Origin of the sequence: Microbacterium sp. NPDC079176, assembly GCF_040686675.1 — a bacterium.
Taxonomy (GTDB): Bacteria; Actinomycetota; Actinomycetes; order Actinomycetales; family Microbacteriaceae; genus Microbacterium.
Genome location: NZ_JBFBLM010000003.1, coordinates 430,980 through 446,365, shown reverse-complemented (window position 1 = coordinate 446,365; position 15,386 = coordinate 430,980). Strand labels below are relative to the sequence as shown.

Below are 15,386 nucleotides of genomic sequence, written 5' to 3'. Positions count from 1 at the left end.
GGCGTCTGACGAGACGGTCAGGAGACGAGCAGCTCCGCCGGCCGGGATGCCGCATAGCCGACGAGCGGCAGCGCACGCTCGGCCGCGAGGGCGATGCGCGCGTGGAGCACGTCGGAGGCGATCACGTAGCCGTCGAAGTCGGTGTCGCTGGCGTAGACGCCCAGGGGCAGCGTCAGCGCCTGGAAGAACGCGAACAGCGGCCGCAGCTGGTGCTCGATGATGAGCGCGTGGCGTTCGCCGCCGCCGGTCGCCGCGAGCAGCACCGGCTTGCCGACGAGCTCGTACTGACCCACGAAGTCGAACAGGTGCTTGAAGAGGCCGGTGAAGGATGCGCGGTAGACGGGGCTGCCCACGATCAGCAGGTCTGCCGCCTCGATCGCCACCAGCTTCTCCTCGACGCGCGCCGGAAGCTGGTCGCGACGCAGCGCTCCTGCGAGCGACGGGCCGATGTCGGTGAGCTCGATGACCTCGATCTCGACCTCGGCGCGCTCGGCGATCGCCCCGGCGATCGCACGGACGAGCGCCGTGGTCTTGCTGGGCTCGTGCAGAGATCCGGAGACGGCGACGACGCGGTAGGGAGCTGTCATGCGGACGACGCTACTCACGACGACGCCCCGTGTCGCGGGAAGCGACACGGGGCGTCATCTGTCGACACGGAGCGTGTCAGTTCACGTCGTCGGGGTGCGATCCGACCCGACCAGAGCCGTCGAGCGGGTCGAGGGCGTCGATCGCCGCGACCTCGGCGTCGGTGAGCTCGAACCCGAACACGTCGAGGTTCTCGCGCAGGCGCTCGGCGCGCACCGACTTCGGGAAGACGATGAATCCGCGCTGCAGGTGCCAGCGCAGCACCGCCTGCGCGGGGGTGACGCCGTGCGCCGCCGCCGCCTCGGCCACCGCCGGCGTGCCGAACAGGTCGTACTTGCCCTGGCCGAGCGGGCCCCACGACTCGATGCGGATGCCGTGCTCGGTCGCCCAGTCGACGACGTCGCGCTGCTGGTAGGCCGGGTGCAGCTCGATCTGGTTGACCGCCGGCGTCACGCCGGTCTCGGCCACCACGCGCTCGAGGTGCGGAACGAGGAAGTTCGAGACGCCGATGCTGCGTGTCAGTCCTGCCTCGCGCAGCTCGATGAGCCGAGCGAAGGCGTGCACGTAGTCGTCCTTCGCCGGAGTGGGCCAGTGCACGAGGTAGAGGTCGACGGCATCCAGCCCGAGCTTCTCGAGGCTCTCGCCGATCGCCGCACGCGGCTCATCGTCGTGGTGGCGGTCGTTCCAGAGCTTGGTCGTGATGAACAGGTCGTCGCGCGGGATGCCGGAAGAGGCGATCGCCGCCCCGACGCCCTCTTCGTTGCCGTAGATGGCGGCCGTGTCGATGTGGCGGTAGCCGATCTCGAGCGCCTCGCTCACGGCTCGCTCGGTCTCGTCGGCCGGAACCTTGAACACCCCGTAGCCGAGCTGCGGGATGGAATGGCCGTCGTTCAGTTCGAGTGCAGGAATCGTCATGAATCCACCCTACGACCTGTGATGACAGGTCGACCAGGAGGAACCGCCGCCATCCTCGAGGCGACCCAGCCGACCAGTCTCTCGAGCGGGCCCCTCCCGAACAGGATCGACCACAGCGTGGTCGCGAGAAGCAGCGCGACGGCCGTCGCCAACCAGAAGGCGTTGCTCGAGAAGAAGCCGCCGGGTCCTGCCACGAGCGCGACCGAGACGACGTGCACGCTGTAGGCCGACAGGGGCATCGACCCCAACGCCCCGAGCGGAAGGAGCACCGCACGCAACGGCCCGCTGAGCAGCACGCACAGCGCGATGACCGACAGTGCGAACCCGCCCGAGCCGAGGATCTCGGCCGTTCCGCCGGAGTGCGGTTCGACGGCGAAGATCGCCCGGACGACGGCCCCTGCCGGATCCGCTGCGGCCAGCGCGTCGGAGTATGTGCTCCACCCCGCGGCGGGCTCGCCGCCGAAGATCGCCGAGCCGGAGCCGAGGCGGGTGACTCCTCCGACGAGGCCCAGTCCGTAGCCGACGACCATGAGTCCGACGCCCGCGCCCAGCGTGATCGCCGCGGTCTCGAGCTTCTCGACACGCAGGCGTCCGAGCGCCATGCCGGCGAAGACGAACGCGAGCCACGCGGTGATCGGATACGAGCCGTACAGCACGAGGCTGACGCCCGCGCCGGTGGGGTTCAGGGTGAGTGCGGCGAGCAGCGCGAGCAGCGCCGGTGCCGCGAGTGCCAGGATGCCGGCGGCGATCAGCAGCTTCCACGGCTGCCACCGGAGGAACGGGATGACGGCGACGTAGAGCAGTCCGTAGAGCGTGAGGATCACCGCGATCGGCGTGTTCAGCATCTCCAGCGCCAGACCGATCAGGAAGATGACCGCTCCGCGACCGATCAGCTGCAGGCGGAGGCTCGGCATCCGCTCGGGATCGGGCAGCACGCTGCGGCCGGTCATCAGGGCGATCGAGACGCCGGCGAGCACGGCGAACAGGATCGACGATCGCCCGTGCACCAGGTCGGTCCAGGTCGACAGGTCGAAGGGATCGAACGCCTCGGTCTCGCCGATGTGCGCTCCGGCCATGCCGAGGATCGCCAGCCCTCGGGCGACGTCGAGTCCGAGGATGCGCGGAGCCCGCCCGAACTCGTGGAACCACCGCGATGCGGGAGGAGGCTTCGACACAGTGCTCACGGATGAATCGTACGATGGGAGTTCTATGCCTTCCCCTGTGATCTTCTATCCTCCCGAGCTGCCGGTCAGCGCTGCGCGGGAGGAGATCGCCGACGCCATCCGCGACAACCAGGTCGTCATCGTGGCCGGAGCGACGGGCTCGGGGAAGACGACGCAGCTGCCGAAGATCTGCCTCGATCTCGGGCGCGAGCGCATCGCGCACACGCAGCCCCGACGACTCGCCGCCCGCACGATCGCCGAGCGCGTCGCCGAGGAGCTGCAGGTCGAGCTCGGCGGCCTCGTCGGATACAAGGTGCGCTTCACCGACAAGGTGTCCGACGACACGCGCATCGCGCTGATGACCGACGGCATCCTGCTCAATGAGATCCACCGCGACCGGCTGCTGCGCCGCTACGACACGATCATCATCGACGAGGCGCACGAGCGCTCGCTCAACGTCGACTTCCTGCTGGGATACCTCGTGCGGATCCTTCCCGAACGACCGGATCTCAAGGTGATCATCACGTCGGCGACGATCGATCCCGAGAGCTTCGCCCGACACTTCGCGACGCCCGAGGGTGTGCCCGCGCCGGTGATCGAGGTGTCCGGCCGCACCTTCCCCGTCGAGATCCGCTACCGCGAGCAGACGGAGGAGACCGAGGAGTCCGACGAGGTGACCGCCATCGTCGCGGCCCTCCGTGAACTCGACCGCGAGGAGCCGGGCGACGTGCTGGTGTTCCTGCCGGGCGAAGCCGAGATCAGGGATGCCGCCGATGCCGTGCGCGGCGCGTACGCGAAGGACCGCTCCCCCACCGAGGTGCTGCCGCTGTACGGCCGGCTGTCGGCGGCGGAGCAGCACCGGGTGTTCGAGAAGAGCCGCGTCGCCGGTGTGCGGCGCCGGGTCGTGCTCGCCACGAACGTCGCCGAGACCAGCCTCACCGTTCCCGGCATCCGCTATGTGATCGACACCGGCACCGCGCGCATCTCGCGATACAGCAACCGCTCGAAGGTGCAGCGGCTGCCGATCGAGGCGATCTCGCAGGCCTCCGCGAACCAGCGTTCGGGCCGCGCCGGGCGCACGAGCGACGGCATCGCGATCCGCCTGTACAGCGAGGAGGACTTCGACAAGCGCGCGGAGTTCACCGAACCCGAGATCCTGCGCACCTCGCTCGCCTCGGTGATCCTGCAGATGCTGTCGCTCGGCTTCGGCGACATCACCGCCTTCCCGTTCCTCACCCCGCCCGACTCCCGGGGAGTCAAGGCCGCCGTCGACCTGCTCACCGAGCTGGGCGCCGTCACCGGCAGCGGAGACGCACCTCGACTCACCCGCATCGGTCGAGACATCTCCCGAATCCCGATCGACCCCCGCTTCGCCCGCATGCTGATCGAGGCCGGACGCCCCGGCGGCGGCGACGTCACCCGCGACGTGCTCGCGATCGTCGCCGGAATGTCGATCCAGGACGTGCGCGAGCGGCCGTCGCAGGAGGCGCCGCAGAGCGTGCGCGACGAAGCCGACCGCATGCATGCGCGCTTCACCGACCCGACGAGCGACTTCCTGTCGATCCTGAACCTGTGGAACCACCTCAGGGAGCAGCAGCGCGAGCTCGGTTCGAGCGCCTTCCGTCGCCTGTGCCGTTCGGAGCATCTCAACTACGTCCGGGTGCGTGAATGGTTCGACGTGCACCGTCAGCTGCGGTCGCTCGTGCGGGAGAAGGACTCCTCGCGCGGGGGGACCGCGGATCCGGATGCGATCCATCGGGCTCTGCTCGCCGGACTCCTGTCGCAGATCGGCATCCTCGACGAGCGCAACACCGGCAAGGGCCTCGATCCGAAGAAGAAGAGGATGGCGGAATACCGTGGCGCCCGCGGCATCCGCTTCTCGATCTTCCCCGGATCCGCCCTGCGCAAGAAGGCCCCGCAGGCGGTCATGGCCGCCGAGATCGTCGAGACCTCACGCACCTACGCCCGCACGGTCGCCGCGATCGACCCCGCCTGGGCGGAGGCGCTCGCGGGCGATCTCGCGAAGCGCCAGGTCACCGAGCCGCACTGGTCGAAGGATGCCGGCGCGGCGGTCGCGTACGAGAAGGTGACGCTGTTCGGGGTCGAGATCATCCCCCGGCGCCGTGTGCAGTTCGCCCGCATCGACCGGGCGGCGTCGCGTGAGATGTTCGTGCGACACGCCCTCGTCGAGGGCGAATGGGATCCGACGCGCATCGACAAGCGGGTCAGCGCTTTCTGGCGCAGCAACGCCGAACTGCGCAAGCGCCTCGAGAAGCTCGAGGAACGTGAGAGGCGTCGCGACATCCTGGCCGGCGACGAAGCGGTGTTCCGCTTCTACGACGAGCGGATCCCGACCGACGTCTTCGACGTGCGCTCGTTCGAGAAATGGTGGCGCGACGCGCTGGCCGCGACCCCGAAGCTGCTCGTGATGCGCGAGGCCGACCTGCTCGACGACGAGAGCAGGGCCGATCAGAGCGAGTTCCCCACCCGGTGGACGCAGGGCGACCAGGTGCTCGGGCTCGCGTACCGTTTCGAACCGGGGGCGGCCGACGACGGCGTGAGCGTCGTGATCCCGTTGCCTCTGCTCGCGCAGATCGAGGACAGGGGCTTCGACTGGCAAGTGCCGGGGCTGCGCGCCGAACTCGTCACCGGCCTGCTCCGCGCACTGCCCAAGGCGATCCGACGGCACGTGGTGCCTGCGGCCGATTGGGCCGACAAGTTCGGTGCCGAGCTCGCCGGAGACGGCCCCGAGTCGCACGGCGGCCTTCCTCATCGCACGCTCAAAGAGGCGCTGGCACGCCTCATCCAGCCGCTCGCGAATCAGCTCGTCTCGGCTGCCGACTTCGAAGACGATCGCGTGCCCGCGCACCTGCGGATGAACTTCCGCGCCGTCGACGAGCGCGGGCGCGTCGCGGGATCGAACCGCGACCTCAGTGCGCTGCAGGCCGAGCTCGCCGACCGTGCGCGCAGCAGCGTGGCCCGGTCGATCGCGACCCCGCCCCGCCGCCCCGGCCCCTCGAAGGGACCGCAGCCCGCTGCCGTCGCCACCTCGATCGAGAAGGACGGCCTCACCGCCTGGACGTTCGGCGACCTGCCCGAGGTGCTCGACACCCGCGTGGCCGGCGGCGTCGTCCGCGGGTACCCGGCGATCGTCGACCAGGGGAAGACCGTCTCGGTGCGCGTCGAGTCCACGGCGGATGCCGCCGCCACCGCCACGCGGGCGGGCGTGCTGCGCCTCGTGCTGCTCGGTGTGCCCTCGCCCTCGTCGTACGTGCAGCAGCACCTCACCAGCCAGGAGAAGCTCGCACTCGCCGCGTCGCCCTACCAGTCGGCCGCCGCGCTCATCGAGGACTGCCGGGCCGCGGTCGTCCAGAGCACGATCGATCGGCTGGCGCCGGGCGGCCTCGTGCGCACCGAGGCCGAGTTCGTGCGCGTGCGCGACGCGGTGTCGGCGTCGCTCGTCGACGACCTCTTCGCCTGCGTGTCGCTCGTCGCTCGCATCCTCACGAAGACCCGCGATGTCGAGCGCGGCATCCGTTCGCAGAACTCCCTCGCACTGCTCGGGCCGCTGAACGACATCCGCACGCAGCTCTCGGGACTCCTGCACCCCGGGTTCGTCTCGGCGGCAGGCGTCGAGCGCCTCACGCACTTCCCGCGATACCTCGACGGGATGCTCGAGCGGCTGAAGACGCTCGCGAACGAGCCCGGCAAGGACCGCACGCGCATGAGCGAGTTCGAGCGCATGGCGAAGGCCTTCGAGGATGCCGGGGGCGCGATCCCGCCGCCCGCCGACGCGCCGCCGGCCCTGGTCGAGACCCGCTGGCTGCTCGAGGAGTACCGGGTGAGCGTGTTCGCGCAGCGTCTCGGCACCGCGCAGCCCGTCTCTCCGCAGCGGATCATGAAGGTGCTGTCGTCTCGGGGGTAGCCTGAATCCATGGCTCGCGCGATCGTCTACACAGAGTTCGGTTCTCCTGATGTGCTGCACCTGATCGAGATCCCCGATCCGATCGCGCTCAGCGGCGAGGCCGTGGTGCGCATCGAGGCGGCGGGTGCCAACCCGATCGACGCCAAGCTGCGCAGCGCGAAGCGCCCCTCGCCGCCGATCACCGAGCCGCGTGCCGTCGGGTTCGACGGTGCCGGGGTCATCGAATCGCTCGGCGACGACGTCGACGGATTCGCGGTGGGCGACCGCGTCGCGATCCGCGACACCGTCGGCACCTACTCGAGCATGCTCGCCGTACCGGTCGACAAGCTCGTCGCGCTGCCCGATTCCGTCACCGCAGCGGAGGGTGCCGGCATCGGCATCCCCGCCGGCACCGCCTATCAGGCGCTCCGCTCGCTCGGAGTCACGGACGGTGACGTGCTGCTCGTGCACGGCGGTTCGGGCTCGGTCGGCCAGGCAGCCGTGCAGTTCGCCGTCGCCTGGGGCGCCACCGTCATCGCGACCGCCAGCCCGGCCCGACACGATCAGCTGCGTGACCTCGGTGCGATCCCGGTCGCATACGGAGACGGGCTGCTGGAGCGCGTACGCGAGGCCGCACCGGTCGGGGTGACGGTCGCGCTCGACTGCGCGGGGACCGATGAGGCCATCGAGGTGTCGCTCGAGCTCGTCGCCGACCGCGACCGCATCGCGACGATCGTCCGCGGCCCCGATGCCGCGTCGTTCGGCATCCGGGCGTTCTCGGGCGGTTCACCCGTGCCGCTCACCGAGCAGGAGCTCGCGTGGCGCGCGGAGGCCCTCGGCGCGACCGTCGACCTGCTGGCGGCGGGCGACTTCACGATCGAGCTCGGCCCCGAACTGCCGCTGAGCGAGGCGGCACACGCTCATGAGCTCATGGAGTCCGGAGCCGCCTCGGGCAAGATCGTGCTGATCCCGTAAGCCGCTCAGGACCAGACGCGGGCAGCCGTGCACGCCGTCGCCATGGAGAGGGAGTTCGCGGCGATCAGTCGGCGCGTGGCCTCGGCCAGCAACGCTCTCATGCTCTCGAGCGCGTTCGACCACTCCCGCTGGGCACGGTCATAGGCCCGTTGCGCTTCCCCGTCCCAGGTCGATTTCAGTAGCGTCGCCTCGGAATCGAAGGCGTCGAGTTCGTGCTCGATGGCTTTCACGGTGAGCGCGAGCTCGGCGACGGTCTGTGCCACGGCGTCGTGACGAACAGCGACCTTCATCGTTCCTCCGAGAGTTCGTTCGAGAGATCCAGCTCGCGAAGCACGTACGGCTGCGAGACGGCATCGGTGAGGTAATACGTGTAGAAGATCACCGCGGCTTCGTCGGCGGTGAAGATCTCGTTCGAGAACACGCGCACCGCTCGGTCGTCGCTGATGGGGATGAGGGTGGTCCTGCCGTCTGCGGGCTCGGGCCGTCCGACCGTGTACAGGTGCGACTCACCGTCGGGGCCGGGAAGCCGCACCTCGACGGTCATAGCGTCCGCGGAGCCTGCGGCCTGCATGAAAGAGTCCGTCGCCCGCTCACGAAACCCAACGATGCTGCGTGAGTCCGCGCCTCGCCAGATGACGTACGTGTGCTCGTTCTCGGTACCCAGGAGGCGGAGCATAAGTCGCAGGTGTTCGGACGCGGGGCGTCGATTCTCCGTGATCCACCCCATCTGGCCACTGGTGAACTGTTGGGCGTGAGTTCTGCGATTGGTCACGGCACAATCTCTATTTCCACTCGTGTGACAAGGATCTCTTCCCCGTCCAGCTTTCCGCGGGCCGGTGTCCCTCCGTCGACGGCTTCATCGAACTGTCGTTGGGTGCTGCCCGGTCTGTTGTAGCCGTCGATGGCGTTCCCGGATTTCACTTCAATGCCCGTATACGTGTTGGGGCCATCATCATTCTTCACCAGGCCGTCGTACGACCGTCCATTCTGCGGCGAACCCTCATAGTCGACTTTCACCTTCGAACGGATCACATCAGACTGCTCCCGCCTCTCATATTGCTCGAGCCCGATCTTCTCTTTGTCGACCCAAGGCGGGGGATTCTCACCGGCAGCGAACTTTCCCTCGTAATCGCGCCGATCTCCGCGGTTGAGGCCGTGAACGCGGTCACCAGCCCCGTGGCTCTCGGTGAGCCATCGGCAGGCGGCGTCGCCCATCATCGTCGCGCCTGCACCGGCCACTCCGACTCCGGCGACGACCAGTGCGGGCGAACCTGCCAGCGCACCGGCTCCGGTGAAGGTGATGGCGCCGCCTCCGGCTGCCAGCGCCGCGCCGCCGAGGAAGGTTGCAGCGCCGCCCAGGAGTTCGAGGATGATGTCGGGGTGTTCCCAGAGCGTCTGCGCCGAGATCGCGAGCATGTCCATCGCGGCTCGGAACGGCTGGACGACAGCGAGGTTGACGATCACCTCGGTCGTCGCGTGCTGTGTTCGTGTCGCGGCCTCCGCGTCGGTCAGCGGAATCCGCGCCGCATCCGCGGCATCGTCCAACCGGATCGCGCAGTCGCGCGCATAGACCTCGAGAGTCGCCCGGGCGTTGAACAGGACCTCCCGCGCTTCATCGTGTGCAGGACCTGACGGATCGACGAAGGGCACGTCGGCCTCGGGGTGCCGGAGCCCTTGCCCGACGCGCAACTCCCGCACGTGTGCACGGTGGGCGGCCAGCGCCGCAGCAGCCTGTTGCTCTGCCTCGTTCCAGAGAGTGGGTGCCTTCGTCGAAGATCCGAGCGGTCGTGCTCAACCTGTCTGCGAAGTCTTCGGTGTCGGCCACACGGACGCAGAGCCCGTCGGACCATGCGCTGCTGAAACGCGTCGCGGCTGCGACGACCCAGTCGTGTCCGGCGTCAGCAGGCTTCGCGGCATCGGACGAGCCCAGCTCGCCGACGATGCGACGTGCCTTCGACGCCATCGCACGCAGCACGTCGGTATCGACTTCGTAGAATGCTCCGCCCGCGACTGCCATGCGTCGACGTTAGCAAGCGATACGTCGTCATATGGAGACAGCAAGAAGTATGCCGATACTCTCGCAACAGGACACCAGCCCACCCCCGACGGTGACACGTCAGAGGTGGGCCGGTGCTGATCTCTCGACCGATCAGGCGGGCGCGACCGGCCTCCCGATCGACAACATCAGACGGTTCGCCCAATTGAAGAACGCGGCACCGTGGATCACATCGGCGATCTCGAGGTCATCGAGTCCCGCCGCCCGCAGCCGGGCGATCCCGTCGGCGCCGAAGGTGCTGGGCGTGTCGGTCAGGGCGACGGAGGCCGCGACAACCGCGTTCCACCGCTCCCCGAGGTCGGCGTCGACTCCCTGATCCAGCAGGAGATCGACGTCGTCGACCCGCTTGCTGTGGTGCGCCGCGAAGCGCGAGTGCACCGAGGCGCAGAACACGCAGCCGTTGCGACGCGAAGCCGCGGTTGCCGAGAGCTCGCGCTCGGCCCGGGGAAGACCCTCCTTGGCGTTGTAGAAGATGTCCTTGTCGACGAGCGTGCGCGCCTTGAGCACCTCGGGGTCGCGCGCCAGCAGCCGGAAGTAGTCGTTCTTCGCCCGAGAGGCGTCGACCAGACCGTCGTAGTGGCGCTCGGTGAGCTCCTCCTCCGCGAGCGGCGGCAGATGCGGGGTCCACCCCACCTCGGCTCGCGTGAACGCCTCGGGGTGCGGTGCGTCATCGCGCAGAAGCTCGGTCATGCTGCCTCCTCTTCGGAGTCGGATGCCGCGGCGATGCCGGCGGCGGAGAGAACCCTCAGGCCCGTGATGACGCGCTGCTGGAACGCGAGGAACGAGACGAGCTGCGAGAGGGTGACGATGCCGTCGGCCGACCACCCCGCATCCACCAGCCGCTGGATGTCGACGGCCGCGGATTCGCGCGGCCGGAACACGAGCAGGTGCGTGTGCGCGAGCGCGGCGGCGACCCGCCCGCCGAGCGCCTCTGCGATGTCGGGCGACGGCGCGTAGCGCTCGCCCTCGGTGTTCTGGTCCTGCAGTCCCGCTTCGGTGTACGAGCCGAAGGGCCCGGTCACCGCAGCGTTCGTGGCCTCGGCGATCACGACGGTGGCGCGCTGCGGGTCCACAGCCAGGGCCCGGTCTGCGTAGAACTCGGCCGTCGCATCCGCGTCGCCGGCGAGGCGCGTCGCGAAAGCGGCGATCAGCTCGCGCTCGGCCTGCGACACCTCCTCCGTCGACACCGGCGCGAAGAGCGCGTCGAAGCTCGCCTGCAGCTGCTCCCTGGTGACGGGCCGACGGCGCCGCAGCGCATCGAGCTCGGGCGTCACCCCTACGATCTGATCGACGATGTCGGTGGTCATGCCTTCTCCTTGATGGTGTCGGTGAGGGTGTATCCGAGAGCGGGGGCGACGTGCTCTGCGAAGAGCTCGATCGAGCGCAGCACGTGCTCGTGCGGGGCGTCGACCGAGTGCACCTGGAACGCGACCTCGGTCGCCCTGTCGAGCGTGGCGTCTGCGGCGAGGGACTCGGCGACCTCTTCCGGGGTGCCGAGGTGGGTGTCGAGGGCCACGATCAGCTCATCGAGGGTGTCGCCGGGGATCGTCTGGCCCTGTCGGCGGAACCCCTCGGCGGCACGACGCAGCCCGACCTCAGCGAAGCGCAGGGCCTCCGCGCGGTCATCCGCGACGAACACGGTGCGCGAGGCGGTGACACGCGGGGCGACGCCGTCGGGGAGAGCCTCGAGGTACGCGTCGATGATCGGATCCTGCAGCGCCGAGAGCGGGGCGTGCAGCGCGTCCGTCGACCGCGGCTGAGTGCGCGAGAGCAGGAGGCCATGCCCGTGGATGCCGGCGCGATGGCCGCCGGGGGCCGAGAAGGTCGCCTGCCAGATGCGGTCGCCGAGAGTGCCGGCATCCGGATAGAGGGTGTTGTCGGCGCCGATGTCCCGCCCCGCGAGCGCGTCGAGCAGCAGTCGCAGCTTGCGGTCGTAGGTGGGCGCCTTCTCGCGCACGTCCTCACCGAACGGGACGAAGGACGAGGGGGTTCCGCCGCTGCCGAGCCCCAGGTCGATGCGTCCGCCCGAGAGCAGGTCGGCGACCACCGCATCTTCGGCGACACGCACCGCATCTTCGAGCGGCAGCGTGACGACCCCGGTGCCGAGACGGATGCGCGAGGTCTGCGCGGCCACGTTGGCGAGATAGACGAGTGGCGAGGGCAGGCCGCCCTCCGCGGCGCGGAAGTGGTGCTGTGCGACCCAGGCGCGACCGACGCCGTGCCGTTCGGCGTGCCGGATCTGCTCGGTGGCCAGCGCGTAGCGCTCGGCGGGCGACGCGTCGTCGAGCAGCCGGGTGAAGAAGGCGATCGTGGGTGCGGTCATGCGGGCTGCTCCGTTCGTCCGGGGACGGCCGCGAGCAGCTCCCGGGTGTAGTCGTGCTGGGGGTCGTGGAAGAGCTCCTCGGTGACGCCTTCCTCGACGATCCGCCCGCGGCGCATCACCGAGACGGTGTGACTGATCCTGCGCACCACGGCGAGGTCGTGCGAGATGAAGAGGTAGGTGAGACCGAGTTCGGCCTGCAGCGAGGTGAGCAGTTCGAGGATGCGCGCCTGCACCGTGACGTCGAGGGCCGACACCGCCTCGTCGAGCACGACGATCTCGGGGTCGATCGCGAGGGCCCTGGCGATCGCGACCCGCTGTCGCTGCCCACCCGAGAGCTCACGCGGCGTGCGCTGCGCGAGGTCGCTCGGCAGCGACACCCTGTCGATCAGGGCGAGCGCCCGATCCCTGCGGTCGGAGCGCGTGCCCACCCCGAAGTTCTGCAGCGGCTCGGCGATGATGTCGACGACCTGCTGTCGCGGATCCAGCGATGCGAAGGGGTTCTGATAGACGAGCTGGATGCGCCGGCGCAGCGCGCGCAACCGCTGGCCCGACAGCCCTGTCACGTCTTCGCCGTCGATCTCGATGGCCCCGGCATCCGGTTCATGGAAGCGCGTGATGAGGCGCGCGGTGGTCGTCTTGCCCGATCCGGACTCGCCGACCAGCGCGTGCGTCGTGCCCCGGCGCACCCGGAACGACACGTCGTCGACGGCCCGGAATCGCTCACGCCCCGCGACCCTGAACTCCTTGACGAGACCGCTCGCGGTGATCGCGAACGGGTTCTCGGCCGCGACCGCCGCGGCATCCCGCAGGAAGGGCGGCGCCTCGGGGCGGCGGAACCCCGTCGTGAACGCCGGGGCGTCGGCGAGGAGCTGCTTCGTGTATCCGTCCGAGGGTGCCGCGAGCACCTGGGCGCTCGCTCCCTGCTCGACGATGCGGCCGTCCTTCAGCACGACGAGCCGTTGGGCGCGGTCGGCCGCGACGCCGAGGTCGTGGGTGACCAGCAGGATGCTCGTGCCTTCCTCTCGACGCAGCTCGTCGAGCAGATCGAGCACCTTGCGCTGGACGGTCGCGTCCAAAGCGCTCGTGGGCTCGTCGGCGATCAGCAGCCGTGGCCGCAGCGCGATGGCCGAGGCGATCAGCACACGCTGGCGCATACCGCCCGAGAGCTCGTGCGGGTACTGCCGAGCTCGGAGGTCCGGATCATCGATACCGACCCGGTCGAGGAGCTCGATCGCCCGCGCGCGCCGCGAGCGACGATCGCGGTGGCCGTGCAGCTTCAGCACCTCTTCGACCTGGGCGCCGATCGGGCGCACGGGATCGAGCGAGGTCACCGGGTCCTGCGGCACGAGTCCGATCTCCGGACCCCGGATGCCGCGCAGCGCGCGATCCGTCCAGCCCGAGATGTCGAGCTCGCCGAGGCGCACCGTGCCGCCGTCGACCCTGCCGCCCTCGGGCAGCAGGCCGAGCAGGGCGTGCGCGGTGGTGGACTTGCCCGATCCCGATTCGCCCACGAGCGCGAGTGCCTCTCCCCCGGCGATCTCGAAGGAGACCCCGTGCACCACCTCCCGGCGACCGGCTCTGGTGGCGTACGAGACGGCGAGGCCGTCGACGGTGAGCACGCTCATCGCGGGTTCCTTCCGATGCGGTGCGAGATGCGGTTGGCGCTGAGCACGACGACGACCACGATGAGTCCTGGCAGTGCCGTGAGCCACCAGGCGGTCGCGATGTAGTTGCGCCCCTCGGCGATCAGCAGCCCCCATTCGGGGGTGGGTGGCGGAGCACCGTAACCGAGGAATCCGAGGGTCGAGATCGCGAGGATCGCGGTGCCGAACTGCAGGGCGGCGAGCGCGACGATCGGCGTGAGCGAGTTCGGCAGCACATGGCGACGGAGCACCGTGAAGAAGGTGCCCCCGCTGCCGTACGCCGCCTCGACGTACTCGCTGCGGCGCACTCTGGCGACCTCCGACCGCATCAGGCGGGCGAAGGCGGCGACGCTGCCGAGGCCCACGGCGATCGCGGCGTTCACCGTGCCGAAGCCGAGGAGGATGATCACCGACAGCGACAGCAGCAGGCCGGGGATGGCGAGCAGCACGTCGACGACGCGCATCAGGATGTCGTCGACGACGCCGCCGATCGCGCCGGCGATCGCACCGAGGATCGTCCCGAGCGCGAGGCCCACGGTGACGGCGATGAGCGCTCCCGAGAGCGAGTGCACGGCGCCGTGGACGACGCGGCCGAACAGGTCGCGACCGAGCGTGTCGGTGCCGAAGAGATGCGCCGCGCTCGGTGGCAGCAGCTTGTCGGCGGGGGTGCCGGTGAGAGGGTCGCCGGGTGCGAAGACCCCGGGGATCAGCGCCCAGAGCACGGCGAGCGAGACGACGGCGATCGCGAGGTAGAGCCCCCACGGCAGAGCGAGCAGTCCGCGCGCGCGTCGAGGCGATCGGGTGAGCGTTGCGGCATCCTGCTGCGGTGTCTCGGGCGGGGTGTCGACGGATGCGGCCACGGCGGCGACGGTCATGCCGATGCTCCTGACTTCGAGAGGGCGCGCTGGCGCGGATCGATCAGCGGGGTGACGAGGTCGACGGCGAAGCTGATGAGCACGAAGCCGAGGGCCGACAGCAGCACGACGCCCTGCAGCACCGGGATGTCCTGGTTCGACACGGCCTGCTCGGTGAGGCGGCCGATGCCGGTGCGACCGAACACGGTCTCGGTGACCACGGCCCCTCCCACGAGCTCGCCGAACAGCACCCCGGCGATCGTGAGCGTCGGCAGGGCCGCGTTGCGCGCGACCGACCGGGTGAGCACCCACGACGGCGGCGCGCCCTTGGCACGGACGACGGTGATGAACGGCTGCGCCTGCACCTGATCGATGGCGCGCACCAGCACCTGGGCGAGCGGAGCGGAGATCGGCACGGCGAGGGTCAGCACGGGAAGGACGAGCCCGGCGACAGGGTCGGCGCCGACGATCGGCACCCACCCGAGACCGAACGAGAAGACCTGGATCAGCAGGATGCCGAGCCAGAACACCGGCACCGCGACGAACAGCCCCGGCACCTGACGGATGCCGTCGCGCAGCCACGCGAACGGCGCGAGAGACGAGAGCCCTGCGACGAGCACGGCGATCAGCAGCGCGACCACGAGCCCCAGCGACGCGAGCAGCACGGTCGACGGCAGTGCCTCGGCGAGCATCTCAAGCACCGGGGTGCCGAACTGCGTCGAGTAGCCGAAGTCACCGGCCGCGAATCCGAGACCCGCGTGCACGTACTGCTGCCACCACGGCAGATCGGTGCCGTAGGTGGCGCGGATGCCGTCGAGCTGCTCCGGCGACAGCCCGAGGCTGGGGTCGGAGAACTTGATCAGGATCGCATCCCCCGGCAGCAGCTGCAGGAGGAAGAAGGTGGCCGTGAAGGCCGCGATCAGAACGATCGCGGCCTGCCCGGCTCGTCGGAGGACGAAGCTCATCGG

Annotated in this window: 14 protein-coding genes; 2 read left to right on the top strand and 12 right to left on the bottom strand. The window is 69.8% G+C overall.

From position 1 onward, the window contains the following. Positions 1–17: 17 nt before the first annotated feature. The 3 genes from msuE to AB0P11_RS09585 form a co-directional block, all read right to left on the bottom strand. Positions 18–587 (bottom strand): FMN reductase, encoded by a 570-nt coding sequence (msuE, locus tag AB0P11_RS09595; protein ID WP_363521498.1) that lies wholly within the window; start codon positions 585–587, stop codon positions 18–20. A gap of 76 nt (positions 588–663) precedes the next feature. Continuing rightward, the gene (locus AB0P11_RS09590) at positions 664–1,500 is read right to left on the bottom strand and encodes an aldo/keto reductase (protein WP_363521495.1); all 837 of its coding nucleotides are present in this window, start codon (positions 1,498–1,500) and stop codon (positions 664–666) included. Then, complete coding sequence (locus AB0P11_RS09585; RefSeq protein ID WP_363521492.1) at positions 1,497–2,684, bottom strand: heparan-alpha-glucosaminide N-acetyltransferase domain-containing protein; 1,188 nt, start codon at positions 2,682–2,684, stop codon at positions 1,497–1,499. The genes AB0P11_RS09590 and AB0P11_RS09585 overlap by 4 nt, the downstream gene beginning before the upstream one ends. Positions 2,685–2,709: 25 nt before the next feature. On the opposite strand from AB0P11_RS09585, the gene hrpA reads away from it, so the two are divergent. Beyond that, complete coding sequence (gene hrpA / locus AB0P11_RS09580) at positions 2,710–6,588, top strand: ATP-dependent RNA helicase HrpA (RefSeq protein ID WP_363521489.1); 3,879 nt, start codon at positions 2,710–2,712, stop codon at positions 6,586–6,588. Between the two features lie 9 nt (positions 6,589–6,597). Next, positions 6,598–7,542, top strand: a complete 945-nt coding sequence (locus AB0P11_RS09575) for an NADP-dependent oxidoreductase (protein ID WP_056279981.1) — start codon at positions 6,598–6,600, stop codon at positions 7,540–7,542. A 5-nt stretch (positions 7,543–7,547) separates the two neighbouring features. On the opposite strand, the gene AB0P11_RS09570 is transcribed toward AB0P11_RS09575, so the two are convergent. The 9 genes from AB0P11_RS09570 to AB0P11_RS09530 all read right to left on the bottom strand — a co-directional run bounded on the left by AB0P11_RS09570 (position 7,548) and on the right by AB0P11_RS09530 (position 15,383). Then, on the bottom strand, positions 7,548–7,832 hold the full coding sequence (locus AB0P11_RS09570; protein WP_363521486.1) for a WXG100 family type VII secretion target: 285 nt from the start codon (positions 7,830–7,832) through the stop codon (positions 7,548–7,550). Then, positions 7,829–8,086, bottom strand: coding sequence for a hypothetical protein (locus tag AB0P11_RS09565; RefSeq protein WP_150115090.1), 258 nt, complete (start codon positions 8,084–8,086; stop codon positions 7,829–7,831). Before AB0P11_RS09565 ends, AB0P11_RS09570 begins: the two co-directional genes overlap by 4 nt. Positions 8,087–8,310: 224 nt before the next feature. After that, entirely contained in the window at positions 8,311–9,240 is a 930-nt protein-coding gene (locus tag AB0P11_RS09560) for a hypothetical protein (RefSeq protein ID WP_157538289.1), read from the bottom strand. Positions 9,241–9,691: 451 nt separating this feature from the next. After that, positions 9,692–10,288: an alkylhydroperoxidase domain protein gene (locus AB0P11_RS09555; RefSeq protein WP_072591572.1), complete on the bottom strand. Its 597-nt coding sequence runs from the start codon at positions 10,286–10,288 to the stop codon at positions 9,692–9,694. Next, positions 10,285–10,905 carry a CMD domain protein gene (locus AB0P11_RS09550; protein WP_363521482.1) on the bottom strand — a complete coding sequence of 207 codons (621 nt, stop codon included), beginning with the start codon at positions 10,903–10,905 and terminating at the stop codon, positions 10,285–10,287. The genes AB0P11_RS09555 and AB0P11_RS09550 overlap by 4 nt, the downstream gene beginning before the upstream one ends. Next, complete coding sequence (locus tag AB0P11_RS09545) at positions 10,902–11,921, bottom strand: putative FMN-dependent luciferase-like monooxygenase (RefSeq protein WP_230100347.1); 1,020 nt, start codon at positions 11,919–11,921, stop codon at positions 10,902–10,904. The genes AB0P11_RS09550 and AB0P11_RS09545 overlap by 4 nt, the downstream gene beginning before the upstream one ends. Beyond that, positions 11,918–13,546, bottom strand: coding sequence for an ABC transporter ATP-binding protein (locus AB0P11_RS09540; RefSeq protein ID WP_363521479.1), 1,629 nt, complete (start codon positions 13,544–13,546; stop codon positions 11,918–11,920). The genes AB0P11_RS09545 and AB0P11_RS09540 overlap by 4 nt, the downstream gene beginning before the upstream one ends. After that, positions 13,543–14,439, bottom strand: a complete 897-nt coding sequence (locus AB0P11_RS09535) for an ABC transporter permease (protein ID WP_072591576.1) — start codon at positions 14,437–14,439, stop codon at positions 13,543–13,545. The genes AB0P11_RS09540 and AB0P11_RS09535 overlap by 4 nt, the downstream gene beginning before the upstream one ends. Next, complete coding sequence (locus AB0P11_RS09530; protein WP_053097150.1) at positions 14,436–15,383, bottom strand: ABC transporter permease; 948 nt, start codon at positions 15,381–15,383, stop codon at positions 14,436–14,438. The genes AB0P11_RS09535 and AB0P11_RS09530 overlap by 4 nt, the downstream gene beginning before the upstream one ends. Positions 15,384–15,386 lie beyond the last annotated feature (3 nt).

Excerpts from the sequence above, each read along its gene's own strand:
- msuE (WP_363521498.1), bottom strand. The coding sequence starts at position 587 with ATGACAGCTCCCTACCGCGTCGTCGCCGTCTCCGGATCTCTGCACGAG.
- AB0P11_RS09590 (WP_363521495.1), bottom strand. The coding sequence starts at position 1,500 with ATGACGATTCCTGCACTCGAACTGAACGACGGCCATTCCATCCCGCAG.
- hrpA (WP_363521489.1), top strand. The coding sequence starts at position 2,710 with ATGCCTTCCCCTGTGATCTTCTATCCTCCCGAGCTGCCGGTCAGCGCT.
- AB0P11_RS09575 (WP_056279981.1), top strand. The coding sequence starts at position 6,598 with ATGGCTCGCGCGATCGTCTACACAGAGTTCGGTTCTCCTGATGTGCTG.
- AB0P11_RS09570 (WP_363521486.1), bottom strand. The coding sequence starts at position 7,832 with ATGAAGGTCGCTGTTCGTCACGACGCCGTGGCACAGACCGTCGCCGAG.
- AB0P11_RS09565 (WP_150115090.1), bottom strand. The coding sequence starts at position 8,086 with ATGACCGTCGAGGTGCGGCTTCCCGGCCCCGACGGTGAGTCGCACCTG.
- AB0P11_RS09555 (WP_072591572.1), bottom strand. The coding sequence starts at position 10,288 with ATGACCGAGCTTCTGCGCGATGACGCACCGCACCCCGAGGCGTTCACG.
- AB0P11_RS09550 (WP_363521482.1), bottom strand. The coding sequence starts at position 10,905 with ATGACCACCGACATCGTCGATCAGATCGTAGGGGTGACGCCCGAGCTC.
- AB0P11_RS09545 (WP_230100347.1), bottom strand. The coding sequence starts at position 11,921 with ATGACCGCACCCACGATCGCCTTCTTCACCCGGCTGCTCGACGACGCG.
- AB0P11_RS09540 (WP_363521479.1), bottom strand. The coding sequence starts at position 13,546 with ATGAGCGTGCTCACCGTCGACGGCCTCGCCGTCTCGTACGCCACCAGA.
- AB0P11_RS09535 (WP_072591576.1), bottom strand. The coding sequence starts at position 14,439 with ATGACCGTCGCCGCCGTGGCCGCATCCGTCGACACCCCGCCCGAGACA.
- AB0P11_RS09530 (WP_053097150.1), bottom strand. The coding sequence starts at position 15,383 with ATGAGCTTCGTCCTCCGACGAGCCGGGCAGGCCGCGATCGTTCTGATC.